24 protein-coding genes are annotated in these 24,121 nt (G+C 67.5%); 9 read left to right on the top strand and 15 right to left on the bottom strand.

What is annotated here, in order from left to right; translation table 11 throughout:
• Positions 1-6: 6 nt before the first annotated feature.
• The 3 genes from AC07WC_RS11510 to AC07WC_RS11500 form a co-directional block, all read right to left on the bottom strand.
• A complete protein-coding gene (locus AC07WC_RS11510) occupies positions 7-654 on the bottom strand; it encodes a hypothetical protein (protein ID WP_495210109.1) in 648 nt (215 codons plus the stop codon).
• Complete coding sequence (aceF, locus tag AC07WC_RS11505) at positions 651-2,057, bottom strand: dihydrolipoyllysine-residue acetyltransferase (protein ID WP_495210108.1); 1,407 nt, start codon at positions 2,055-2,057, stop codon at positions 651-653. The genes AC07WC_RS11510 and aceF overlap by 4 nt, the downstream gene beginning before the upstream one ends.
• A gap of 200 nt (positions 2,058-2,257) precedes the next feature.
• Positions 2,258-2,779, bottom strand: a complete 522-nt coding sequence (locus AC07WC_RS11500) for a DNA-deoxyinosine glycosylase (RefSeq protein WP_495210107.1) — start codon at positions 2,777-2,779, stop codon at positions 2,258-2,260.
• A 192-nt stretch (positions 2,780-2,971) separates the two neighbouring features.
• Between AC07WC_RS11500 and AC07WC_RS11495 the strand changes: the two genes are divergently transcribed.
• The 3 genes from AC07WC_RS11495 (at position 2,972) to glpK (ending at position 6,792) form a co-directional block, all read left to right on the top strand.
• Positions 2,972-3,604, top strand: coding sequence for an OmpW/AlkL family protein (locus tag AC07WC_RS11495; protein WP_019183623.1), 633 nt, complete (start codon positions 2,972-2,974; stop codon positions 3,602-3,604).
• Between the two features lie 146 nt (positions 3,605-3,750).
• The gene (gene glpD / locus AC07WC_RS11490; RefSeq protein WP_495210106.1) at positions 3,751-5,244 is read left to right on the top strand and encodes a glycerol-3-phosphate dehydrogenase; all 1,494 of its coding nucleotides are present in this window, start codon (positions 3,751-3,753) and stop codon (positions 5,242-5,244) included.
• Between the two features lie 48 nt (positions 5,245-5,292).
• Positions 5,293-6,792, top strand: coding sequence for a glycerol kinase GlpK (gene glpK, locus AC07WC_RS11485; RefSeq protein WP_495210105.1), 1,500 nt, complete (start codon positions 5,293-5,295; stop codon positions 6,790-6,792).
• A gap of 73 nt (positions 6,793-6,865) precedes the next feature.
• Here the strand turns inward: glpK and AC07WC_RS11480 are convergent, their stop codons facing one another.
• Together AC07WC_RS11480 and AC07WC_RS11475 are read right to left on the bottom strand one after the other, a co-directional pair.
• Positions 6,866-7,660: a MetQ/NlpA family ABC transporter substrate-binding protein gene (locus AC07WC_RS11480; RefSeq protein ID WP_495210104.1), complete on the bottom strand. Its 795-nt coding sequence runs from the start codon at positions 7,658-7,660 to the stop codon at positions 6,866-6,868.
• A 113-nt stretch (positions 7,661-7,773) separates the two neighbouring features.
• Positions 7,774-8,739, bottom strand: a complete 966-nt coding sequence (locus tag AC07WC_RS11475) for a helix-turn-helix transcriptional regulator (RefSeq protein ID WP_495210103.1) — start codon at positions 8,737-8,739, stop codon at positions 7,774-7,776.
• A gap of 90 nt (positions 8,740-8,829) precedes the next feature.
• On the opposite strand from AC07WC_RS11475, the gene AC07WC_RS11470 reads away from it, so the two are divergent.
• On the top strand, positions 8,830-9,441 hold the full coding sequence (locus AC07WC_RS11470) for a hypothetical protein (RefSeq protein ID WP_495210102.1): 612 nt from the start codon (positions 8,830-8,832) through the stop codon (positions 9,439-9,441).
• Positions 9,442-9,564: 123 nt separating this feature from the next.
• On the top strand, positions 9,565-10,341 hold the full coding sequence (locus tag AC07WC_RS11465; protein WP_019183617.1) for a DUF481 domain-containing protein: 777 nt from the start codon (positions 9,565-9,567) through the stop codon (positions 10,339-10,341).
• A 98-nt stretch (positions 10,342-10,439) separates the two neighbouring features.
• Here the strand turns inward: AC07WC_RS11465 and hemC are convergent, their stop codons facing one another.
• The 6 genes from hemC to AC07WC_RS11435 all read right to left on the bottom strand — a co-directional run bounded on the left by hemC (position 10,440) and on the right by AC07WC_RS11435 (position 16,530).
• Positions 10,440-11,351, bottom strand: a complete 912-nt coding sequence (gene hemC, locus AC07WC_RS11460; RefSeq protein WP_495210101.1) for a hydroxymethylbilane synthase — start codon at positions 11,349-11,351, stop codon at positions 10,440-10,442.
• A gap of 85 nt (positions 11,352-11,436) precedes the next feature.
• Entirely contained in the window at positions 11,437-12,165 is a 729-nt protein-coding gene (locus tag AC07WC_RS11455) for a LytR/AlgR family response regulator transcription factor (RefSeq protein WP_495210100.1), read from the bottom strand.
• Between the two features lie 10 nt (positions 12,166-12,175).
• Positions 12,176-13,222: a sensor histidine kinase gene (locus AC07WC_RS11450; protein ID WP_495210099.1), complete on the bottom strand. Its 1,047-nt coding sequence runs from the start codon at positions 13,220-13,222 to the stop codon at positions 12,176-12,178.
• A gap of 4 nt (positions 13,223-13,226) precedes the next feature.
• Entirely contained in the window at positions 13,227-13,892 is a 666-nt protein-coding gene (locus tag AC07WC_RS11445) for an alpha/beta hydrolase (RefSeq protein ID WP_495210150.1), read from the bottom strand.
• A gap of 75 nt (positions 13,893-13,967) precedes the next feature.
• Positions 13,968-15,875: a glucans biosynthesis glucosyltransferase MdoH gene (mdoH, locus tag AC07WC_RS11440; RefSeq protein WP_495210098.1), complete on the bottom strand. Its 1,908-nt coding sequence runs from the start codon at positions 15,873-15,875 to the stop codon at positions 13,968-13,970.
• A gap of 475 nt (positions 15,876-16,350) precedes the next feature.
• Positions 16,351-16,530 (bottom strand): hypothetical protein, encoded by a 180-nt coding sequence (locus AC07WC_RS11435; RefSeq protein ID WP_495210097.1) that lies wholly within the window; start codon positions 16,528-16,530, stop codon positions 16,351-16,353.
• A gap of 194 nt (positions 16,531-16,724) precedes the next feature.
• Here AC07WC_RS11435 and AC07WC_RS11430 point away from each other — a divergent pair, with 194 nt between their 5' ends.
• Positions 16,725-17,114, top strand: a complete 390-nt coding sequence (locus AC07WC_RS11430; protein ID WP_495210096.1) for a DUF2628 domain-containing protein — start codon at positions 16,725-16,727, stop codon at positions 17,112-17,114.
• A gap of 30 nt (positions 17,115-17,144) precedes the next feature.
• On the opposite strand, the gene arsC is transcribed toward AC07WC_RS11430, so the two are convergent.
• The gene (gene arsC, locus AC07WC_RS11425) at positions 17,145-17,579 is read right to left on the bottom strand and encodes an arsenate reductase (glutaredoxin) (RefSeq protein ID WP_495210095.1); all 435 of its coding nucleotides are present in this window, start codon (positions 17,577-17,579) and stop codon (positions 17,145-17,147) included.
• Entirely contained in the window at positions 17,576-18,325 is a 750-nt protein-coding gene (gene arsH, locus AC07WC_RS11420; protein ID WP_495210094.1) for an arsenical resistance protein ArsH, read from the bottom strand. Before arsH ends, arsC begins: the two co-directional genes overlap by 4 nt.
• Before the next feature lie 39 nt (positions 18,326-18,364).
• Here arsH and AC07WC_RS11415 point away from each other — a divergent pair, with 39 nt between their 5' ends.
• The 3 genes from AC07WC_RS11415 to AC07WC_RS11405 are packed head-to-tail and all read left to right on the top strand — an operon-like array spanning position 18,365 to position 20,876.
• Positions 18,365-18,691 carry an ArsR/SmtB family transcription factor gene (locus AC07WC_RS11415; RefSeq protein ID WP_495210093.1) on the top strand — a complete coding sequence of 109 codons (327 nt, stop codon included), beginning with the start codon at positions 18,365-18,367 and terminating at the stop codon, positions 18,689-18,691.
• A gap of 14 nt (positions 18,692-18,705) precedes the next feature.
• Positions 18,706-19,773, top strand: a complete 1,068-nt coding sequence (gene arsB / locus AC07WC_RS11410) for an ACR3 family arsenite efflux transporter (protein WP_495210092.1) — start codon at positions 18,706-18,708, stop codon at positions 19,771-19,773.
• Positions 19,773-20,876 carry an ArsO family NAD(P)H-dependent flavin-containing monooxygenase gene (locus AC07WC_RS11405; RefSeq protein WP_495210091.1) on the top strand — a complete coding sequence of 368 codons (1,104 nt, stop codon included), beginning with the start codon at positions 19,773-19,775 and terminating at the stop codon, positions 20,874-20,876. Before arsB ends, AC07WC_RS11405 begins: the two co-directional genes overlap by 1 nt.
• A gap of 15 nt (positions 20,877-20,891) precedes the next feature.
• On the opposite strand, the gene arcD is transcribed toward AC07WC_RS11405, so the two are convergent.
• Together arcD and AC07WC_RS11395 are read right to left on the bottom strand one after the other, a co-directional pair.
• Positions 20,892-22,316 carry an arginine-ornithine antiporter gene (gene arcD / locus AC07WC_RS11400; protein ID WP_495210090.1) on the bottom strand — a complete coding sequence of 475 codons (1,425 nt, stop codon included), beginning with the start codon at positions 22,314-22,316 and terminating at the stop codon, positions 20,892-20,894.
• Between the two features lie 112 nt (positions 22,317-22,428).
• Positions 22,429-23,895 carry a SulP family inorganic anion transporter gene (locus AC07WC_RS11395; RefSeq protein WP_495210089.1) on the bottom strand — a complete coding sequence of 489 codons (1,467 nt, stop codon included), beginning with the start codon at positions 23,893-23,895 and terminating at the stop codon, positions 22,429-22,431.
• Between the last annotated feature and the right edge of the window lie 226 nt (positions 23,896-24,121).

Below are 24,121 nucleotides of genomic sequence, written 5' to 3'. Positions count from 1 at the left end.
TGGTGCTCAGCCGGCCTTGCCGCCGAGCAGTTGCTGCAGTTCGTCGAGCGACTCGTCCAGATCTTTCCAGCGACGGTCGAGCTTCTTTTCCTTGGTGTCGCTGGCTTCGATCAGCAGCGCCACCTGTTTCATCATCAGCTTGCCCGCGCCGCACTCCGGCCGGGTGCCGCTGTAACGCTGGCCATCCACGGTGAAGGACAGTACGTCACCCTCCAGCACCGGCGCCTTGCGTTCGCCCGGCACCTGGGCGGCCAGTGCGGCCTGCCAGCTGCGCAGCAGCCGCTGCGCCAGCGGCGCCGGGATGCTGACCTGGTACTGGTCCGGCTGCTGGTCCACGCGCAGTTCCACGCCGCCCTGGCGGGCACCGCTGTTCCAGCTGTAGATACGCTTGTCGGCCCGGCTGTAGCGCAGGGTCCATGCCTGGTCGTGGGCACCCGGCAACAACGCCACGCCGGTTTCCACGCCACTCCTGGGCAGGCTGACCAGCGACAGCGCCGGCTGCACCTTGCCATCGAACAGGGTTTCCACCGCCTGGCCGTAGTTGCCGACCGCCGGTGGCCAGCCATGGCCCAGGTCGGACGCGCATTCGCGCGCGCCCGCCTGCGCCACCGGCAGCGCCATCAGCAGCCCGGCCAGGACCAGGCCCGGCTTCACAGCAGGACGCGCCGCATGTCGGCGAGCACCTGCGAGAGGTAGGTAGTGAAGCGGGCCGCCAGCGCGCCGTCGATGACCCGGTGGTCATAGCTCAGCGACAGCGGCAGCATCAGCTTCGGGGCGAATTCCTTGCCATTCCAGACCGGCTGGATCGACGACTTGGACACGCCCAGGATGGCCACTTCCGGTGCATTGACGATCGGGGTGAACGCGGTGCCGCCGATGCCGCCCAGCGAGCTGATCGAGAAGCAGCCACCGCTCATGTCGGCCGGGCCCAGCTTGCCGTCGCGTGCCTTCTTGGCCAGTTCGCCGGATTCCTGCGCGATCTGCACCACGCCCTTCTTGTCGACATCGCGGATCACCGGCACCACCAGGCCGCTCGGCGTATCGGCCGCGAAACCGATGTTGAAGTACTTCTTCAGGGTCAGGTTCTCGCCGCTGGCATCCAGCGATGCGTTGAACTCCGGGAACTTCTTCAGCGCCGCAGCACTGGCCTTGACCAGGAAGGCGAGCATGGTCAGCTTGATGCCGGCCTTCTCGTTTTCCTTGTTCAGGGCCACGCGCAGGGCTTCCAGCTCGGTGATGTCAGCCTGCTCGAACTGGGTGACATGCGGGATCATCGCCCAGTTGCGGGCCAGGTTCGCGCCGGAGATCTTCTTGATGCGGGACAGCGGCTGGACCTCGACCTCGCCGAACTTGCTGAAGTCGACCTTCGGCCAGGCCAGCAGGTTCAGGCCGCCACCGGCCGCCACGGTACCGCCGGTGGCTGCACCGCCGCCGGACAGGGCCGACTTGACGAACTTCTGCACGTCGGACTTGGTGATGCGGCCACCCTTCTCGGTGCCGCTCAGCTGGTTCAGGTCCACGCCCAGCTCGCGGGCGAACACGCGCACGGCCGGCGAGGCGTAGGGCACCTTCTGCGGCAGCACGCTGTCGGCGTTGAAGGCGACCGGCGGGCTGGTCGGCGAGCCACCCGACGGGGCAGCGGCCGCAGGGGCCGGCTGGGTCGCCTTGGCAGCGGACTGCTCGATATCACGGGCGGCCAGCTTGTCCGGCTCGGCCGCGGTCGCGACCGGCTCGACCTTGGTCGCGGTCTCGGCGGCTTCGGTCTTGGCGGCCGGGGCCGGGGCAGCAGCGGCAGCGGCCGGCGCGGCGGCCTCTTCGCTGACTTCGATCAGGGCCACGAGCTTGCCCTCGGAGAGGTTGTCGCCGACCTTGACCTTGATTTCCTTGACGATACCGGCCACCGAGGACGGTACTTCCATCGTGGCCTTGTCCGATTCCAGCGTCACCAGACCCTGGTCTTTCTTGACGGTATCTCCAACGGCGACCAGCACCTCGATTACCGGGATATCGCTGTAGTCACCGATATCGGGGACAAGTGCTTCCTTGATTTCGGCCATGGGGAAAACTCCGGCAATCTGGTGTAGGGAATCGCCTATTGTGGGGGCATCGCGCGCCAGCGCCAACCGGCTTGGCGAATTTTCAGCACCCCTGTCCCGGGACAGGCTGTTGCAGGCATCTGCTTTGGGCCGATTCGGCTTGGCACAGTGCAAAGCGGAATTTTCCAGTCGGTACCGTATTGTCCGTGGCTGTCCCCGCCTCAACGCCGGACGGCATCGGCCAGCGGCTGCCACGCCTGCGCCAGCCGGGGCAGCGGCCAGGCCGCATTGGCCGGGCTGGTGGAAGGCAGCGCACAGACCGGCAGCGCCTGTGCCCGTTCGCCAAGCCCGGGCGCAATGAAACGTTGGAAAGCGCGGTACGCGGTGCCGCCATTGCACGCGATCGCGCGCAGCGCCGGCAAGCCGTCGATCAGTGCACCCAGCGCATTGGGCACTTCGCTGCCGCGCACGATCGACGCATCCAGGCTGCCGCGTCGCTCGCACTGCCCGATCACATCCCACACGCCCACGCCGGTCGCGTTCAATGCACGCACGCGATCCGGATAAGGAAGCGTCGCGTCGATCCCGTACAGCACGCCCATCAACGGCCAGAAACGATTGCGCGGATGCGCGTAGTACTGCGCCGCCTGCAGCGATGCCACGCCGGGCATCGAGCCGAGCACCAGCACGCGGCAGTCTGCGTTCAGCTGCGCAGGCAAGCCGATGCAGGTTGTCGTTTCCATCACACGATCACCAGATGCATGAATGTCGAGCGTTGCATGATCGTCCGGAAATACAGCGGTTTCGCACTGATCGCTGAATGGAAACAACTAAATTTTAACGCGCGTCGGATGCGATTCATATTGCGGGGACTACGGTTGCCTCGCCCCACAACACCGGGGCCCAGAACAAAAACATCCTGAGGAGATTCCCCCATGCGCTCCATCCGTACTCTGACCCTGGCTACCCTGACTGCTCTCGCTTTCGCGCCGGCTGCGTTCGCGCAGGACAGCACCGTCGATACCGCCTCCGGCAAGCACTTCGCCGTGGTTGGCGGCGTGTCGCTGCTGCAGCCGAAGAACGACCCGCTTGATGGCGTGCGCAAGGTGGACGGCGGCCCGGCCCCGACCCTGAGCTTCAGCTACTACATCAACGACAACTGGGCCGTGGAACTGTGGGGCGCAGCCGACAAGTTCGACCACCGCGTGCGCGGCACCGATGGCGCCCGCCTGGGCACCGTCGAGCAGCAGCCGATCGCGCTGAGTGGCCAGTACCACTTCGGCCAGGCCGACAACGTGTTCCGTCCGTTCGTGGGCGCCGGCTACTACGAGTCCAACTTCAGCAATGAAGACCTCGCCAGCGACATCGGCCACATCGGCGTGAAGACCGCCAAGGGTGCGATCGGCACCGTCGGCGTGGACATGAACATCAACAGCACCTGGTTTGCCCGTGCCGATGCCCGCTACATGCATTCGCGCCCGGAGCTGACCGTCAACGGTGAAGGCACCGGCGACAAGGCCAAGCTGGATCCGTGGACCGTGGGCTTCGGCATCGGCGCGCGCTTCTAAGCACGCCGTTCCGCACCACGCAGTACGCACAACGGGCCCCTCGCGGGCCCGTTGTCGTTGTGGGGCCGACATTTCATCGCGCGTTGCCGGCCATTGGCCGACACTGGCCACCACCGCGGACCACGCCGGTCCACCCTGGGGAGCCGATGCGCGAGTCCTTCGACATGCTGGTGGTGGGCGGCGGCATCAATGGCGCCGGTATCGCGCGGGATGCGGCCGGGCGCGGCCTTTCTGTCTGCCTGTGCGAGCAGGATGATCTGGCCGCCCACACCTCCAGTGCCAGTACCAAGCTGATCCACGGTGGCCTGCGCTATCTGCAGCAGGGCGAGTTCGCGCTGGTGCGCAAGGCGCTCAACGAGCGCGAGACACTGCGCCAGCTCGCCCCCCAGCTCATCGCCCCGACCACGTTCGTGCTGCCGCATGCGCGCCATCTACGCCCGGCCTGGATGCTGCGTGCCGGGCTGTGGCTGTACGACCACCTGGGCCAGGCCAATCCGCACTTCCCTGCGTCCCGACGCATCGATCTGCAGCGCGACCCGCGTGGCGGGCCATTGCAACCCGCTTACCGGACCGGCTTCACGTATGCCGACGCGCGCGTCAATGACGCCCGGCTGGTGGTGCTCAATGCACTCGATGCGCACGAGCGCGGTGCCGAGATCCGCACGCGCACCCGCTGCGAACAGTTGATCCGCCACCGCGACCACTGGTGGGCGGTACTGCGCACCGCCACCGGCGACGTGCAGCGCATCCGCGCCCGGTGCGTGGTCAACGCCAGTGGTCCCTGGGCCGGTGCGGTACTGCAACGTGCCGGACTGGACGCGCCGCTGGGGCTGCGGCTCGTGCAGGGCAGCCATCTGGTGGTGCCACGCCTGTTCGCACACGACAGCGCCTACCTGTTCCAGCAGCCCGACCAGCGTGTGGTGTTCGCAATCCCGTTCGAAAGCGACTTCACCCTGATCGGCACCACGGATACCGACTACGACGACGATCCGGCACAGGTCCAGCCGCGCGCGGACGAACAGGCCTATCTGCTCGACGCGGTGAACCGCTTCGTGCGCACCCCGGTCCGCGCCGAGGACATCGTCTGGCGCTACAGCGGCGTGCGTCCGCTGCTGGCCGATCATCATCGCGATGCATCGCGGGTCACCCGCGATTACCGGCTGGAGCTGGATACCGCCGGTGCGCCCTTGCTGAGCGTGCTGGGTGGCAAGCTCACCACCTACCGGGCGTTGGCCGAGGAGGCGCTTGCGCGCCTGTCGCCGTCGCTGCCGGCGCCCGGACCCGCCTGGACCGCTGGTGGCCCGCCCCTGCCCGGCGGCGACGGCGGTGACGCGGCACGGGTCGCTGGCACGCTGCAGCGCGCCCACCCGCATCTGCCCCCTGCCCTGCTCCAGCGCCTGGCCACCAGCTACGGCACGCGCGCAAGCGGCCTGCTTGCCGGCGCCCAGACACACGACGCATTGGGCCAGGACCACGGCGGCGGCCTGCACGACCGCGAACTGGACTACCTGATCGCCCACGAATGGGCGCGCACCGCCGACGACGTGCTGTGGCGCCGGAGCCATCTCGGCCTGCGGCTGGACGCTGCACAGCGCGAAGCGCTGACGAGCACCGTGCAGGCGCGCGTTTCGATGCCGTAGGCTGTGAGCCTGCACCGCCGCAAGGCATCCGATTCCACGGAGCAAGCCATGGACAAGCAATACGTGCTCGCCATCGACCAGGGCACGACCAGCTCGCGCGCCATCCTGTTCGACCGTGCCGGGCGCATCGCCGGCAGCGCGCAGCGCGAGTTCACCCAGATCTTCCCGCAGCCGGGCTGGGTGGAGCACGATCCGCGCGAAATCCTGACCAGCGTCTACACCACGATCACCGAGCTGTTGAACCGCCAGCAGGTGGATCCGCGCACGATCGCCGGGATCGGCATCACCAACCAGCGCGAGACCACCGTGGTCTGGGACAAGGCCAGCGGCCAGCCGATCCACAACGCGGTGGTGTGGCAGTCACGGCAGAGCCATGCGATCTGCGAGCAGCTCAAGGCCGACGGCCATGAGCCGCTGATCCGGCGCAGGACCGGATTGTTGATCGATGCCTATTTCTCGGCGACCAAGATCCGCTGGATCCTCGATCACGTCGAGGGCGCGCAGGCACGTGCCGAGCGCGGCGAGCTGCTGTTCGGCACCATCGACAGTTGGCTTATCTGGAACCTCAGCGGCGGCCAGGCGCACGTCACCGACGTCACCAATGCCGCGCGCACGCTGCTGTTCGATATCCACGCGCTGCAATGGGACGACGAGCTGCTGGCGCTGTTCAACATCCCGCGCGCGATGCTGCCGCAGGTACGCAGCTCCAGCGAGGTGTATGCCACCACCCAGGCGCAGTTCTTCTTCGACCAGCACCTGCCCATCGCCGGTATCGCCGGCGACCAGCAGGCCGCGCTGTTCGGCCAGGCCTGCTTCGAGCCGGGCATGGCCAAGAACACCTATGGCACCGGCTGTTTCATGCTGATGAACACTGGCGACAAGGCGGTCGTGTCCGAGAATGGCCTGCTCACCACCATCGCCTGGGGCATGGACGGCCGTGTGGAATACGCGCTGGAAGGGTCGATCTTCGTCGCCGGCTCGGTGGTGCAGTGGCTGCGCGACGGGCTGCGCATGTTCGGCAAATCCAGCGATTGCCAGGCCTACGCCGAGCGCGCCACCGACAACGGCGGTGTGTACCTGGTACCGGCCTTCGTCGGGCTGGGTGCACCGTACTGGCGCAGCGATGTCCGCGGCGCGATGTTCGGCTTGACCCGCGGCACCACCAAGGAGCACTTCATCCGCGCCGCGGTGGAATCGATGGCCTACCAGACCCGCGACGTACTGGCCGCGATGCAGGCCGATGCCGGGATCGAGCTGAAGGAGCTGCGCGCCGATGGCGGCGCGATCGCCAATGACTTCATGGCGCAGTTCCAGAGCGACATCCTCGGCGTGCCGGTGCTGCGCCCGCAGGTGGCCGAAACCACCGCACTGGGCGCTGCCTACCTGGCCGGGTTGGCCACCGGGTTCTGGAGCAGCCGCGCGGAGATCGCCGAGCAGTGGGCGGTGGACCGCCGCTTCACCCCGCAGATGCCGGTGGATCAGCGCGAGGCGCTGTACGCCGGCTGGCAGCAGGCGGTCGAAGCGACGATGGGGTTCCGCGTGCGGTGACGCCCGCGGCGGCGATCACTGCCGCGCGGGGCGCGGCCAGCCACGCATGGCGTGGCTCTACCGCGGGTGCCGGTCAGAACGCGGGGAGGACGGCGCCCTTGTACTTCTCGGCGATGAAGGCCTTCACTTCCGGGCCGGTCAGCGCCTTGGCCAGCTGCTGCACGCGGGCATCGTCCTTGTTGTCCGGGCGCGCAACGAGGAAGTTCACGTACGGCGAATCCTTGCTTTCGATCGCCAGTGCATCCTGGGTCGGGTTGAGCCCGGCATCCAGTGCGTAGTTGGTGTTGATCAGGGCCAGGTCGACCTGGTCCAGCACGCGCGGCAGCATCGCCGAGTCCAGCTCGCGGAACTTGAGCTGCTTCGGATTGGCGATGATGTCGCGCTGGGTCGCCAATGCATTGGTCGGGTCCTTCAGCGTGATCACGCCGGCCTTGTGCAGCAGGATCAGCGCGCGGCTGTTGTTGCTCGGGTCGTTGGGGATCACCACGTCCGCGCCGTTGGGCAGCGCATCGAGCGACTTGAAGCGGCGCGAGTACGCGCCGAAGGGCTCGATGTGCACGCCGATCACCTTGACCAGGTCGGCCTTGCGGTCGCGGTTGTAGGCGTCCAGATAGGGCTCGGTCTGGAAGTAGTTCACGTCGACCTGCTTCTGCACCAGCTGGTCGTTGGGCTGCACGTAATCATTGAACACGCGCACGTCCAGGGTCAGGCCCTCCTTTTCCAGGAGCGGCTTGACCACGGCAAGGATCTCCGCGTGCGGCACGGCCGTGGCCGCCACCACCAGCTTCTGGGAATCATGGGCCGGCTTGCCGCAGGCGGCCAGGGCCAGCGAGGCGGCAAGCAACGGGAGCAGGAGGTACTTTTTCATGGGGGCAACGGGTTCCATAGGGGCAGCAACGCCCCACGATACCGCACGCCCCGGCCCTTGCGGAATCCGGGGCATATGACCCCACGGCATGAGCCGATGCCGGCCCGGCCCGCTTACTCGTAGCTGGTCAGCGCCAGTGCCAGCAGGGCCTTGGCCTGCTCGCGCAGCATCACCGGCTCGACGATTTCCGCGTCCGAGCCGTAGTGCAGCACGTCCATCAGCAACTCACGCGAGACGCTGTAAGGCACTTTGAGCTCGTAGCGGCCATCCGGCAGGAAGCGGCCCTGCTGCTTGGAATGCCAGTGCTCATCGGCTACCCAGCGCGCGGCCTTGGCGCTGAACACGATCGTGGCCCAGCCTTTGGGCGGCCCGGAGAAGATCCCGTAGCTGGCGCCGAGCTGCTCATCCAGCTCGCTGTCATCCACATCGCGTGCGGTGGTATCGATCACGCGCGCCTTATAGATGCGGTCCACCGCGAAGCTGCGCAGGCCGTCGCGGCCGTGATCCCAGGCATCCAGGTACCAGTTGTCGCGGTAATGGGTCATGCGCTGCGGCGACACGGTGCGCTGGGTCGCCTCGTCGGTGGAGCGGGCCCGGTACTCGAAGGCCAGCTGCTTGCGCTCCAGCACGGCCGATGCCACCGCACGGAAGCTGGCTTCATCGAATTTGCGCCCGCGATGTGGAATCACCCGGACCCGGTCGACCGGCCAGGTCGAGACACCGGCCTGTGCCGCCAGCAGGCCTTCGATGCGCTGCTGCAGCGGGGCCAGCACCGAGGACAGCACGCCGCCGCCCGTACGCGAGAGTAGATGCTGGGAGGCCAGCAGCGCGTGCAGCTCTTCCGAGCTGAGCCACAGGCCTGGCAGCTCGAAACGGTCGCTTTCGTCGGCCTGGTAGCGGAAGCCCGCCTCGCCATCGCCCTCCACCGGGGCCATCAGCGCATCGCGCAGGAAGGCCAGGTCGCGGTAGACAGTGGCGCGGGAACACTCCAGTTTTTCCTGCAGTGCCGCCACCGTTACCGGGTAACGGGCGGACTTGAGCAGGCGATGCAGGGCGTTGATGCGTTCATATCGGTCCATGGCCTGATTATGTCCGAGTCGCCGTCGTTGTGGCGGCTTCAACGGCATCTTCGGCTATCGTGGGGTCCCCATTGCCTGCTGCCGCCCGTCATGCGCCTGTTGCCTGCCCTTGCCCTGTCTGCCGCCGCCCTGCTGCTGAGCGGCTGCGGGCGCACCGAGACGCCCGCCGCCGCCGTGCCCGCCGCGGCGGCACCGACGGCCGATCCGGTCGGCACCGTGCTGGCCGCCAGCCAGCGCTTCGGCCAACTGCGCAGCTTCCACGCGGTCATGAAGATGCAGGGGCCGCGCGCCGTGGAAGCGCAGCTGGACTACGTGGCCCCGGACCGCTACCGGCTGATCACCGACGACGGCCCGCAGACGATCATCGGCGGTACGTTCTTCCTGCAGCGCGCCGGTGAAGTGCGTCAGGTTCCGGTTCCCGAAGGGATGCTCGCCCAGTGGCGCAATCCGCTGCCGGCCGATCTGGAGCCGGCGCAGTTGCAGGTACGCGACCTCGGCGAGGCGCGTGCCGGTGGCCAGCGTGCCCACAAGTACGAGGTGCGCCACGCCACGGCGGCGCCGGAGGGCCTGCAGTACTGGGTCAATGCACAGGGCCTGCCGGTGCAGATCGAGCGCAGCGGCGAGACCAACGGCCAGCCGTTCCGGATCACCGTGACCTATTCGCGCTTCGACGACCCCTCGCTGCGGATCGATGTTCCCTGAACAGGGAGTCAGGCCGAACGGGCCCTAAAGCCGGGGCCCGCGGCCGAATGTGACGCAGAACGCATCAAGTATCATCCCCCCCTTGCTGTCCCTCCCCCCTTGTCCGATCACGGAGAACCGTTGATGTCCCTGCGCGTTTCGTTGCTTGTTCCCCTGCTGCTCTGCGCCCCGGCGGTTTATGCACAGGACGTTGCCGAACTGGCGGCAATGACCTCCCCCTGGAGCGGCAGTGGTGGCGAACTGGGCTTTGCCTCGGCCCGCGGCAACAGTAATACCGAGAGCTTCAACGGTCGCCTGCGCCTGCGCTACACCGACGATGACTGGGTGCACAGCATGGACCTGTTCGGCCTGCGCTCGCGCTCGGAATACACCGATACCAACGACGACGGCACCACCATCCGCCGCCGCAACACCACCGCCAACCGCTACACCGGCAGTGCCGGCAGCGCGCTGCAGCTGGGCGAGCACCGCCAGATCACGGCCACGGTGCGTTACGAGCGCGATGATTTCGCCACCTACGACCGCCAGAGCTCGTTCGGTCTCGGTTACGGCACCCGGATCATCGATGCCGAGCGTTTCTACATGGACGCGCAGATCGGTCCCGGTGTGCGCCGCACCCACAACACCGAGGACGACTCGACCCGCACCGGCCTGATCGGCCGCGGCCTGTTCGATCTCAAGTACACGCTGACCCCGAACACCGACCTGGTGAACACGCTGCTGGTCGAATCGGGCTCCTACAACACCTTCGCGCAGAACGATTTCGGCGTGTCGGTCAGCATGAACGAACATCTGGCGCTGAAGGCCGGCTGGCAGGCGCGTCACAACAGCGACGTCGCCGACGACAAGCGCAAGACCGACACGCTGACCACGATGAACGTGGTCTACAAGTTCAAATGATTGCCGTGGGCATCGCGCCCACCGCGTGAGGTAGTGCCGGCCGCTGGCCGGCTACCCGGGAACCTCGCGCGACCTGGAATGCCGGCCAGCGGCCGGCACTACACCGCGAGCAGTTCCCCGGCGCCGGCATCCAGCAGGCCACGCGCCACGCGCTGGCCCAGCGCTTCCGGATCAGTGGCGGGGCCACGCGCCTCGGCACGCACGATCCGGCCATCGGCGACACCGCCAACCAGCCCCTGCAGGAACAGATCCTCGCCGTCCCACTGTGCGAAGCCGGCCACCGGCACATGACAGCTGCCGTGCAGTGCGCGGTTCATGGCACGCTCGGCCTCCACGCAGGCTCGGGTGGGGGCGTCATCCAGCGCGGCGAACAGCCCCATCACCTGCACATCCTCACCGTTGCATTCGACCGCCACCGCGCCCTGCGCAGGCGCCGGCAACCAGTCCGGTGCGGCCAGGCGCGCCACGATGCGATGGCCCAGGCCCAGGCGTTCCAGCCCGGCCACTGCCAGCACGATCGCGTCGTAGCCGCCGTTGTCGAGCTTGGCCAGGCGCGTGTTGACGTTGCCGCGCAGGTCGAGCAGTTCCAGGTCCGGGCGCAGCGCGCGCAGCTGGGCCTGGCGGCGCAGCGACGAGGTGCCCACGCGGGCGCCGATCGGCAGCACCTCCAGCGAGGCATACAGGTTGGAAATGAAGCCGTCGGCCGCATCATGGCGCGGCAGCATCGCCGGCAGCGCGAACGGCGCGTCCAGTTCCATCGGCACGTCTTTGAGTGAGTGCACGGCGCAGTCCGCCTCGCCGCGCAGCATCGCCAGTTCCAGTTCCTTGAGGAACAGGCCCTTGCCTCCGATCGCCGCCAACGAACGGTCCAGCACCTCATCGCCACGCGTGCTCATCGGAACCAGCACTACGTCCAGCCCGGGATGCGCCTGGCGCAGGCGGTCGGCGACATATTCGCTCTGCCACAGGGCAAGCGGGCTCTTTCGGGTGGCGATGCGCAGGGTCTTCATGGCGCCATTATCGACGCACGGAGGCGTCTGGACCAACGGTCGCTGCCTGCCGAGGTCAATGGGAAGACCGTGGCCGGGCCTTCACTTACAGGTGCTTGAGATCCTGCTTCAGGCTGGCCACGCAGCGGCGGCTGACTTCCAGCGGCCCGTGCCCATGCCGCAGCACCGCCTGGACCTGGCCTGCGCCATTTCGTCGCAGCTCGACCAGTTCATGCCGGGCGACCAGGCAATTGCGATGGATGCGCACGAAGCGGTTGCCGAACTCCTCTTCCAGCGACTTCAGCGATTCTTCCAGCAGGTCTTCGCCGCGGGCGTGGTGCACGACCACGTATTTCTCTTCGGCCTGCAGATAGTGGATGTCCTCGACCGGGATCAGCCGCAGGCTGCCGCGCAGGCGGGCGCACAGCAGCGTGCGGGCCTGCTGGCTGGCGGCCGTTGCCGGGCCACTGCGGCCGGCAAGGAACGTCCGCGCGCGCTCCAGGGCGGCGGCCAGGCGCTCGGGACGCACCGGCTTCATCAGGTAATCGATGGCGGCCGCCTCGAATGCGGACAGCGCATGCGCGTCGTACGCGGTGCAGAACACCACCGCCGGTCGCGGCTCGAACGTGGCCAGGTGGCGCGCAGCCTCCAACCCGTCCAGGCCGGGCATGGCGATGTCGAGCAGGACCAGGTCCGGCTGCAGTTCGGCACAGGCATGCAGCGCCTGTTCGCCGTTCTCGGCCTCGGCCACCACCTCGATACCCGCCTGGTCGGCGAGCAGGGAGCGCAGGCGCTCGCGGGCCAGCGGTTCGTCGTCGGCGATCACCACCTTCAAGACAGTTTCCTCACTGGACCGGGACCGTGATTTCGCAAGCATAGTAGCCGTCGGCCCACGCTCCCGTCATCCGCGCGGCCGGGCCGAAGCGCCAGGCAAGGCGGTGGGCGATGTTGCGTTGTGCATGGCCCGCACCCTGCAGCAGCGGCAGCCCGCGCGTGGCCGGATCCGGCGCCGGGTTGCGCACCCGGATGCGCAGGTCCGTGCCATCACTGGACAGCGCCAGCACGATCGTGCCGCCGGCCGGTACCCGCGAGATGCCGTGCAGCACCGCATTCTCGACCAACGGCTGCAGCACCAGCCGCGGCATCGGCAGCGACCACGGCAACGGTTCGTCGCGCAACCAGATCACTTTCAGGCGCTCGCCCAGGCGCAGCGATTCGATGGACAGATACCGTTCGGCCAGCTCGCACTCGGCCTGCAGGGTGGAGTCGCCATCGCCGGCCCCCAGCGCGGCACGGAACAGATCGGAGAGGTCCAGCACCGCGCGCTCGGCCACGTCCGGATCGCGGCGCAGCAGGCTGGCGATCAGGTTCATGCTGTTGAAGAGGAAATGCGGCCGGATCCGCGCCTGCAGCGCATCCGCCTGGGCCCGTGCGTTGGCCAGCATCTGCGCACTGCCGCGGTCGCTGACGTAGAAGTAGCGCAGCGCCAACGCGGTGATCAGCGCGGTCATCGCCGCGCTGCCCAGCGTGAACCGCCAGAAGCCGACCGCCTGGGCGAAGCTGCTGCCACCGAGTACGCCATACAGGGCGTGCACGATCGCGGCGCAGGCACCGGCGATCAGGCCGGTCATCAGCACGACCAGCACCATGCCCGGCACTTCGGGCAGCCGCGAGAGCATCGCGCGCAGGCTGCACAGGCTGACCGTCACCGCCAGCGCCAACCACAGCGCGAAGCCGCTGGCGGACAGGAAGTCCGACGGCGTCCAGTGGCGACTGCCATCGGGCGCCAGCGCCACCACCACGACCACCAGTTCGGCCAACCCCAGCATCGCCGCCAGCCGCGGCAGGCGGCACAGTTCGGGCAACCAGGACTGCTGGCGCGGGTCGTTCATGGCGTCAGGCGGCGAAGCGCGCCTCGAGCCAGTTGCCCAGTGCGTCGAGTTCTTCGGCACAGACCTGGTGGGCCATCGTATAGGTGTGCCACTCCACCGGCAGGCCGAGCGCGCTCAACGTCTGTGCGGTGTGCTCGGCGACCGCCAGCGGGATCACCGGGTCCTGCGTGCCATGGGCCATGAATACCGGGACGCTGATCGCCTCGGCCGCACGCGCAGCTGCGGCCTTGGCCGGGTCCGGCAGGTAGGTCGACAGCGCGATCAGCCCGGCCAGCGGACGGGTGCGGCGCAGCAATGCGCTGAGGATCACCGCCCCACCCTGCGAGAAGCCGGCCAGCAGGATGCGCTCGGCTGGAATGCCGCGCGCGATCTCGCGCTCGATCAGCAGCTCCAGCTCCACGATCGATGCATCCACGCCGGCGCTGTCGGCGCGCGAACGGAAATCCATGCTGACGATGTCGTACCACGCGCGCATCGGCACGCCGTTGTTGATCGTGATCGGCTGCACCGGCGCATGCGGAAACACGAAGCGGATCGCCGGCCAGTGCGGGCGCACCAGTTCGGGCACGATCGGAGCGAAGTCATGGCCATCGGCACCCAGGCCATGCAGCCACAGCACCGACCATTGCGGGTCGGTGCCGGTTTCGTTTTCCACGGTATCCAGCATCAGGCGGCTCCAGTACGTTCAAGCCGCATTATGACCGCGCCCGGCTGCAATGGGGCGTCGATCGCGGCAACGTACCGCTCAGCCGGCGGGATGCGCCTCGGCGGCGTCGCGGCGCAACTCGGCGGCGCGCACCAGCACCTTGGGCGGTGCCGATTCTTCCGGAATTTCCATCAGCCCCAGCCGATGCATCCAGACGCCGGCGGTGCGCGAGGAGGTGAAGCCCACCACCGGAATCGCCAGCACCATGCCGATCACCACCGGGGCCATCCACGCCGCCAGCGACGGCGACACGGCATAGGCCAGTGCGCCCATGAACAGACCGAACACGCTCAGTCCGCCATAGCCGCGTGCCAGTGCCAGCCAGGACACCCCGCCATCGTCGCGCTGTTGTGCATCCCAGCCCGAATCCTTGCCGGCCAGCACTTCGGCAACGCCACGCGACTGCACGTACATCACCACCGGCGCCATCAGCGCGGCGAGGATGGTCTCCAGCAGCATCGAGATGAAGGCACGGATCGTGCCGCCGCAGCCTCGGCGTTCGACCGGCTCCAGCAGCATCGCCAGATAGCCCAGCACCTTGGGCGAGAGCAGCACCACCATGGTGATCGCGAACATGCGGATCACCTGGGTCTCGTCCTGGTGGCGCCAGTAGACGGCAGGCGAGAGATGCAGCACTTCGTTGAGGTCGATGCCCCCTTGGAACAGCGGGATCGCGATGCCGATCAGCATCAGCATCGCCCACATCGGGGCAGTGAAGTAATGCCCGATGCCGACCAGCATGTGCATGCGGCTGACCCAGTGCAGGCCCTTGGAGCCGACCACCTTGGCGTGCTGCAGGTTGCCCTGGCACCAGCGGCGGTCGCGGACCAGCAGATCGGTCAGGGTCGGCGGACCTTCCTCATAGCTGCCGTTGAGGTACGGCACCATGTGGGTGGCCCAGCCGCCGCGACGCATCAGCGCGGCCTCGACGAAATCATGGCTGAGAACATGCCCACCGAAGGGCTCGCGGCCCGGCAGCGACGGCAGGCCGGCCTGCTCGGCGAAGGCCTGGGTACGGATGATCGCGTTGTGGCCCCAGTAGTTGCTCTCCGCGCCATGCCACCACGCCACCCCGCGGCCGATCACCGGGCCGTACACGCGCCCGCCGAACTGCTGCATGCGGGCGAACAGGGTGCGTCCGCCGACCACCGCCGGCAACGTCTGGATCAGCCCGACGTCCGGATTGTGCTCCATGCCCGCGACCAGGCGCACGATGGTGTCGCCGGTCATCAGGCTGTCGGCGTCCAGGATCAGCATCTGCGGGTAGGCGCCGCCGAAACGGCGGACCCAATCGGCGATGTTGCCGGCCTTGCGCCCGCTGTTGTCGCCACGGCGGCGATAGAAGATGCGGTCATGCCCACCCACCGCGTCGCACAGTGCGTGGAAGGCTGCTTCCTCGGCCTGGCCGATGTCATCGCGCCGGGTGTCGCTGAGCACGTAGAAATCGAAATTCGCCAGCTGGCCGGTCTCGGCCACCGACTCGTAGATCGCCTGCAGGCCGGCCAACAGCCGGCGCGGATCTTCGTTGTAGGTGGGCATCAGCAGCGCGGTGCGCGTATGCACGGTCGGCAACGGCGCATCCGGGTCGATGCCCAGCTTGTAGCCCCGATCGAACACGGCGGTCAGGAAGCCGGCCACGGCACCGGCGAAGGACAATGCGATCCACGCGAACAGGCCCACGAACAGCACCAGCAGGCAGGCTTCGAGCACGCTGATGCCGTTGACGGCCAGCACCTTCCACATCATCCGGCTGGCGGCGATGGTCATGGCCGCAGTGCCGCCCAGGATGTAGAAGCGGCGGAGCCCGATCATCCGCGGCGAGGTGCGCTGATGTGGAACCCGCAGGTGACCGTCGCGCAGGGACTGTTCGGGCATCGGCAACGGCGACTCGGCCGGCAACGTCGCCCGGCCGGCGTCCAGCGGGGCGTTGAGGGTCTGGGTACTCATGCGCGGTGTCCCTGTGCAGGGCGTGCCAGGCCAGGGGTGCCAAGTATTGAAAGGGGCGTCCTGAGCCCGGCGTGCTCGATGGCACGCATGCGTCCTGTCGGTGCGGACCGGAGACCGGCACGCAGCTGTTGTCTGTGACTACCGGAACCCACGAACTCTCCAACCGACTTGAGACGAAAAATGCAGCTCAGTCTATGGCGCGAAATGTAAGGTGCGCGCGAAGGGCCGACCGGGGATTTCCCCGCATTCAGCTTTTAGATCGAGACAATGCCAAACGCCCCCGCGGCCAAGCCGCCGCAGGCCCTGTGCCATGGGCCTCTGCCCATTCATCTTGGATCTGGAGCCGGGGACGATCGCGAGGCAGGACCGGCCCTCGCAGCGTGGCTTGGCCGGGGCCGGATGCGCCGCCGGTGCGCAGTTTTCCCCCAGCGGCTGGCCGCACTGCATCGTTACCGGATGCGGCGCAGTACTCCGCTCAGGCGGCGGTGGCGGCGGTGGGCAGATCGGTGTCGACCGGCGGGCGCGACAGCGCGCGCGCGCTCACCTGCGAGAACTGCAACTGGGCAAGCAGGTGTTGCGCCTGCGTGGCGACCGGGCACGGGGTGATCTGCGGTCCTGCTGCAGGGCGCTCGGGGGACATCACATCAATGGACATGGTCTGGCATCTCGTTGACTTCTCGTGACCCGCGGGGCTTCCGGCCGCGCGGATTGCGCACCCTAGCGGAAAACCGGGACGAATGTGTGACGGTGCTTGCAGTCCCAGCGACACGTCATACGAAGTGTCGAAAAATTGGCGCCAATCAATTGCTTGCCGGCATCATGTAAGCGTTTTCAACACACAATTCGGATATGGATTCCAACACTTCTTCACCCTACAGCCCCAAGTGGCAGTTCCGCTTCAACTTCTTCGAACAGCACGGCGCTCCCAATTCGCCGACCTTCAAGGCCGCTTTCAAGACGCTGTCGTTCGGCCAGAAAATCAAGATCAACGTCAACTTCTTCGCCCTGTTCTTCAGCTGGATCTACCTGCTGATCCTGGGCATGTGGCGCAAGGCGCTGACCATCCTGGGCATCACCCTGGTGCTGGCGATCTTCCTGGCGTTCCTGCCGGACGCGGTCGACCGCGCGATCGGTGTGGCCTGGTCGTTTGTGATCGCGCTGACCACCAACTATTCGTACTACCTGGAAAAAGTGAAGGGCGACACCAGCTGGAACCCCTTCGCCGGCATGCGCTGGTAAGCAACGCGCAGGCACGCAAGAAGAGCCCGGTCACTGACCGGGCTTTTTCGTGGGGCGTGCGCCCTCTGCGTCGATCACCACCTCGCCATCCTCCTTGCGGAACGGGGCGTGCACCGGCGGCAGGATCTCCAGTACGGTCTCCGAGGGCCGCGCCAGGCGCACCCCGAGGGCGGTCTGCACGAACGGCCGGTTGATCAGGATCGGCTGTGCCAGCATCGCATCGAGCAACTGCGCGTCATCCAGGGTCGGATCGGCCAGGCCGAGGTCGGCATAGGGCGTGCCCTTCTCGCGCAGCGCATCGCGCACCTGCAGGCCCGCCGCCGCAATCAGCCCGATCAAACGCTCGCGGTCAGGCGGCGTCTGCAGATACAGCACCACCTCCGGCTCGACCCCGGCATGCCGCATCAGCGCGAGCACGTTGCGTGAGGTGGCGCAGGCCGGGTTGTGATAGATGACCGCCTTCATGCGCGGTCTCCCACGACCAGCGGCAGGGTCGCAACCACCTCCACCACGCCGGCGGCGCTGGCCAGGCGCGCTGCGTCCAGATCGCCTTTGCGCTCACTGTAGCGATCGGTTAGGTAGTCACGCTGGTCACGGACCAACAGGGTGAACTTCACCAGTTCTTCGACCACGTCCACCACGCGGTCGTAGTAGGCGGAAGGCTTCATCCGGCCATCCGCATCGAACTCCTGCCACGCCTTGGCGACCGAGGACTGGTTGGGGATGGTCACCATCCGCATCCAGCGCCCGAGCACCCGCAGGGCATTGACCACGTTGAAGGACTGCGAGCCGCCACACACCTGCATCACTGCCAGGCTGCGCCCTTGGGTCGGGCGTACGCTGCCTTCCGACAACGGCAACCAATCGATCTGGTTCTTGAACACCGCGCTGAGGGTGCCGTGGCGCTCGGGGCTGATCCAGACCTGGCCCTCTGACCACTGCGACCAGGCACGGAGCTGCTGGACCCTGGGGTGCCCGGCATCCACCGCGTCGACCAGCGGCAGGCCATGCGGATCGAACAAGCGGACCTCGGCGCCGAAGTGCTGCAGCAGGCGCTCTACTTCCCGGGCGAGCAATCGGCTGTAGGACTGCGGGCGCAGCGACCCGTACAGCACCAGGATCCGGGGTGGATGCGCACTGGCCGGGGCCGACAGGCGGGCGGAATCCGGGATATGGACCGCGGCGGCGGTCAGGTTGGGCAGGTGGGACATGGGGTTGCTCCGCTTCAATTGTTCGACTATTCTAGAAACATGGAACATATCACCGCAACCCATGCCCTTGCCGCCCTCGGCCACGGCACCCGTCTGAGCGTCTTCCGCCTGCTGGTCCAGGCCGGTCGCGGCGGCCGGTTGGCCGGCGAGATCGCCACCGAGCTCGGCCTGCCCGGTGCCACCCTGTCCTTCCATCTCAAGGAACTGAGCGCGGCCGGGCTGGTCAGCGCCGAGCCGCGCGGGCGCAGCATCTGCTACCGCGCCGATTTCGAGGCGATGAATGGCCTGATCGGCTACCTGACCGAGAACTGCTGCGCCGGCGAGGCGGACTGCGGTCCAGCCGGTCAGTGCGCGTCGCCGCGTTGACCGTACCACTGACGATGACGACCTCCTCCCCTCCCCGGCTGTCCTTCCTGGATCGTTGGCTGACCCTGTGGATCTTCGCGGCGATGGCGCTTGGCGTGGCGCTGGGCACCCTGTTCGACGGCCTACCCGTCGCGTTGGATGCCATGACCCTCGGCGGCACCAATCTGCCCATTGCCGTGGGCCTGATCCTGATGATGTATCCGCCCTTGGCCAAGGTGAAGTACGAAGCCCTGCCCGCCGTCTTCGCCGACAAACGTGTGCTGGCCCTGTCGCTGCTGCAGAACTGGGTGGTGGGGCCGGTGCTGATGTTCGCGCTGGCCGCGCTGTTCCTGCACGACCGCCCGGAGTACATGACCGGGCTGATCCTGATCGGGCTGGCCCGCTGCATCGCCATGGTGCTGGTCTGGAACCAGCTGGCGCGCGGCGACAATCAGTACGTCGCCGGTCTGGTCGCGTTCAACTCGCTGTTCCAGATCGCCTTCTTCAGCGTCTATGCGTGGCTGTTCCTGAGCGTGCTGCCGCCGCTGTTCGGGCTGCAGCGCAGCGTGATCGATGTCAGCACGTGGACCATCGCAGGCGCGGTGATGGTCTACCTGGGCATCCCGTTCGCGGCGGGCTACCTGGGACGGCGGCTGCTGCTGCGGCTACGCGGCGCCACCTGGTACGAAACCCGTTTCCTGCCGGCGATCAGCCCGATCACATTGATCGCGCTGCTGTTCACCATCGTGGCGATGTTCAGCCTCAAGGGCGGCGATGTCGTGCGCATTCCGCTGGATGCGGTGCGCATCGCCATCCCGCTGACGATCTACTTCTTCGTGCAGTTCCTGTTGAGCTTCTTCATGGGCCGCTGGATCGCACGCGACTACCCGCGCACTACCGCCATCGCCTTCACCGCGACCGGCAACAACTTCGAACTGGCCATCGCCGTGGCGATCGCCGCCTTCGGCCTGGGCTCGCCGGTCGCGTTCGCCGCCGTGATCGGGCCACTGGTGGAAGTGCCGGTATTGATCGCACTGGTGCATCTGGCGCTGCGGCTGGGGCGCCGCGGGTTTCCCGCCCTCCCGGCAGCACGGCAACCGTGATGGCGGCCGCTTCGACAGACCTGCCCACGATCGCCACGGAGGGTTACGACGTCATCGTCATCGGCGGTGGGCAGTCCGCCCTCGCGCTGGGCTACTTCCTGCGCCGCACCGCGCTGTCGTTCTGCCTGCTCGATGCCGAAGCATCGCCTGGTGGTGCCTGGCAGCATGGCTGGGATTCACTGCGGCTGTTCTCGCCGGCATCCTCGAGCGGCATCGCCGGCTGGCCGATGCCGGCATCGGGGCCGGGATACCCGCACCGCGATGCGGTGGTGGACTATCTGCGCCAGTACGAACAGCGCTATGCATTGCCGGTGCAGCGTCCGGTACGGGTGGAACAGGTGCAGCACCGCGAGGACGGCTTCCTCCTGACAGCTGACGTCGGCCGCACGTGGCGTGCCCGCGCCGTGATCAGTGCGACCGGCACGTGGCGACATCCGGTCGTACCCACCTACCCTGGCTGCGATCTGTTCCGCGGCGTGCAGCTGCACTCCTCCCGCTACCAATCACCGCTGCCGTTCGCCTGCCGGCGCGTGGCGGTGGTCGGCGGCGGCAACTCCGGTGCGCAGATCCACACCGAGCTGTCCACGCGCGCCGAATCGTACTGGATCACCCAGGCGCCGCCCCGCTTCCTGCCCGACGATGTCGACGGCCACGTGCTGTTCGAACGGGCCACCGCTCGCTGGCGGGCGCTCCAGGCCGGCGAGGACGCGCCACCGGCCGCCGTCGGACTGGGCGACATCGTCATGGTCGACAGCCTCCGTGACGCGCGCGAACGCGGCGTGCTGCACAGCCTGCCGATGTTCGCGGCGTTGACCCCCACCGGCGCCCATTGGGCGGACGGCCGGGACATCGCATTCGACGCGATCGTCTGGTGCACCGGCTTCCAGCCGGCATTGCAGCATCTTGCCGCCCTGCAGGTGCTGGACGATCAGGGCCGTGTACCGGTCAATGGCACCGCGGCCATCGGGGTGCCCGGGCTGTGGCTGGTCGGGTATGGCGAGTGGACCGGCATGGCCTCGGCCACGCTGATCGGGGTCACCCGCAGCGCGCGCAGCACGGTGGCGGAGGTAGAGGCCTTCGTACAACGCAGCACCCACGGCTGAGCCGTCGCCGGGTGCTCATGCCAGGTGCAGATGGCCCTGGTAGAGCCCCCACGCTGCCCAGCCGGCAACGACGATCACGACCGCCACGATCACCCGCTCCGCCCGGGTGAACAGCCGTTGCCCATGCTGGTGCTTGGCGGTTGCGAACATGGCGATACCCGGTGCGTACAGCAGTACCGAGAGCAGCACCTGGGACAGTCCACCGGCATAGACCAGCCACAGCGCGTAGAGCGTTGCCAAGCCGGCCACCAACAGATCGCGGGCACGCAGCCGGGCCTGACCGGCATAGGTCTCGCCGCGCAGGGCGAGCAACGCGCCGTAGCCGGCCGAGAACAGATAGGGCACCAGGCTCATCGACGCCCCCAGCAGCACCAGGCTCGTATAGGTGCCGGCACTGAACAGGGTGATGATCAGAAACAGCTGGATCAGTCCGTTGGTGAGCCACAACGCATTGGCCGGCACCTGGCGTGCGTTCTCGCGCCCGAGGAACGCCGGCATCGTGCCATCCCCCGCCGCCGCGTACAGCACTTCGGCGCACAGCAGGACCCACGCCAGCAAGGCCCCCAGCACCGAGACGATCATGCCGATGATGATCAACGTAGCGCCCCACGGCCCGACGATGGCCTCCAGTACGAATGCCATCGAGGGGTTGCGCGCATGGGCGAGTGCGTCCTGGCGCAGCACGCCCATGGAGAGCAGATTGACCAGCATCAGCAGCGCGAGCACGCACAGGAACCCGATGATGGTCGCGCGCCCGACATCCGAACGTTTGGCCGCGCGCCGCGAGTAGATGCTGGCGCCCTCGATGCCGATGAACACCCACACCGTGATCAGCATCATGCCGCGCAGCTGCTCGCCCACGCTGCCGAGCTCGGCCGTGCCCCAGAAATCGCCAGTAAAAATGTCGGCCTTGAAGCCGACCGCAGCGATGATCAGAAACACCACGATCGGCACGATCTTGGCCACAGTGACCACGGCATTGACCAGCGCGGCCTGGCGGATGCCACGCAGGATCATCGCGTGCATCGCCCACAACAGCACCGAGGCACACGCCACCGCCTGCCACGTATTGCCCTCGCCGAAGGCCGGGACGAAATAACCCAGCCCGCTGAAGATCAGCACGAAGTAGCTGACGTTGCCGAGCAGCGAGCAGACCCAGTAGCCCCAGGCCGCGGAGAAGCCGATGTAATCGCCGAACCCGGCCCGCGCGTAGGCATAGATGCCGGTATCCAGTTCAGGCTTGCGGTTGGCCAGATTCTGGAACACGAAGGCCAGCATCAACATGCCCAGCCCACTGATCATCCAGCCGATCAAGGCCACGCCCGGGCCGGCGCTGCGCGCGATGTTCTGCGGCAACGAGAAGATGCCAGCACCGATCATCGACCCGACCACCAGGGCAGTCAGCGCGGTCAGGCCCAGCCGGTCGGAACGGGAGGTCATGTGCTCACCATGCCCGGAGAGGATAGCGCGCCGAATGTGTCGGCGCGTTGATCCGGATCAGAAGGCCTGCCGGTCTCCGGCTGCGATGCTGGCCGCTGCTGCCTGACCGTGTTCAGTGAATGCCCGCGCCACGCTCGCCGCGCCCCAGCCGCTCGACCAACGTCTGGCTGGCGGCATTGAGTCCGATCACCTCCACGCTGGCGCCCCGCGCGCGCAGCTTGCCGGTCACCCGCTCCAGTGCACCGACCGCACTGAGATCCCAGAAGTGCGCATGGGTCAGATCGATCACCACGCGTTCGGGCACGTGCAGCAGATCGAAGGCCGCGGCGAACTGCCCGGCCGAAGCGAAGAACACCTGGCCGCTGACGGTGTACACGCGACCACCCTCCGCTGTTCCGGCGGCGACGATGTCCAGCATCCGGCCCACCTTGCGGGCAAAGAACAGCGCCGACAGCAGCACCCCGGTCAGCACACCCTTGGCCAGGTCATGCGTGGCCACGGTGACGACCACCGTGCCCAGCATCACCACCGACGAGCTTTTGGGATGCAGCCGGAACTCGGCGAACGAGCGCCAGTGAAAGGTGCCGAAGCTGACCATGATCATCACCGCGACCAGCGCGGCCATCGGAATCTGCCGGACCCAGTCCGCACCGTAGACCACCAGCAGCAGCAACAGCACGCCCGCGACCAGGCAGGACAGCCGTCCGCGGCCACCGGACGAGACGTTGATCACCGACTGCCCGATCATGGCGCAGCCGCCCATGCCGCCGAACAGCCCGGCCGTGATGTTGGCCAGGCCCTGCCCGGCACACTCGCGGCTGCGCTGGCTGGGCGTGTCGGTCATGTCTTCCACGATCTGCGCGGTCATCATCGACTCCAGCAGGCCGACCACCGCCAGCGTGGCCGAGACCGGCAGCAGGATGCGCAGCGTTTCCCAGGTGAGCGGCACGTCGGGCAGCAGGAAGGTCGGCAGGCTGTCCGGCAACGCGCCCATGTCGCCGACGGTACGGATGTCCAGTCCGAGCCAGATCGACAGCGCGGTCAACACCACGATCGCCACCAGCGGCGACGGCACCGCGCGGGTCAGCAGCGGCAGCAGGTAGATGATCGCCAGGCCCGCCGCGCACACGGCGTACACCGTCCATGGCATCCCGATCAGCTCCGGCAACTGCGCCAGGAAGATCAGGATCGCCAGCGCGTTGACGAAGCCGGTGATCACCGAGCGCGAGACGAAGCGCATCAGCGCGCCGAGTTTCAGCGCGCCGGCCACGATCTGCAGCAGCCCGGCCAGGATCGTGGCGGCCAGCAGATACTGCAGGCCGTGGTCGCGGACCAGATCGACCATCACCAGCGCCATCGCGCCGGTGGCCGCGGAGATCATGCCCGGCCGTCCACCCGCGATGGCGGTGACCACCGCGATGCAGAACGAGGCATACAGGCCGACCTTGGGGTCGACCCCGGCGATGATGGAGAACGCGATCGCTTCGGGAATCAGCGCGAGGGCGACCACGGCGCCGGACAGCAGATCACCGCGGATGTTGCCGAGCCATTGCTGGCGCAGCGGGTAGGACACAGACATGGACGGACTCCACGCACCGGCGATGCGCACGGCGCGTTGTGTGATGAAGACAAAGCACTCCCTGAGCCAGCGCGAGGGCCGGCGCGTCGTCAACGCGGTATCAGGGCGGCGTCATCACAAGGGTCCTGCCGGGGCAGCGAAAACGGCGCGCAGGATAGCGCAGTAACCCGGTGGCCTCAAACCGCTGGAGATTGTCCGGCCGTCGTGCCCCCGCGCAGGATGCGCT

The sequence above is a fragment of the Stenotrophomonas sp. GW821-FHT01H02A genome (assembly GCF_059422145.1).
The sequence above is the reverse complement of the archived record's forward strand: the minus strand, read 5'-3'. Positions and strand labels throughout refer to the sequence as shown.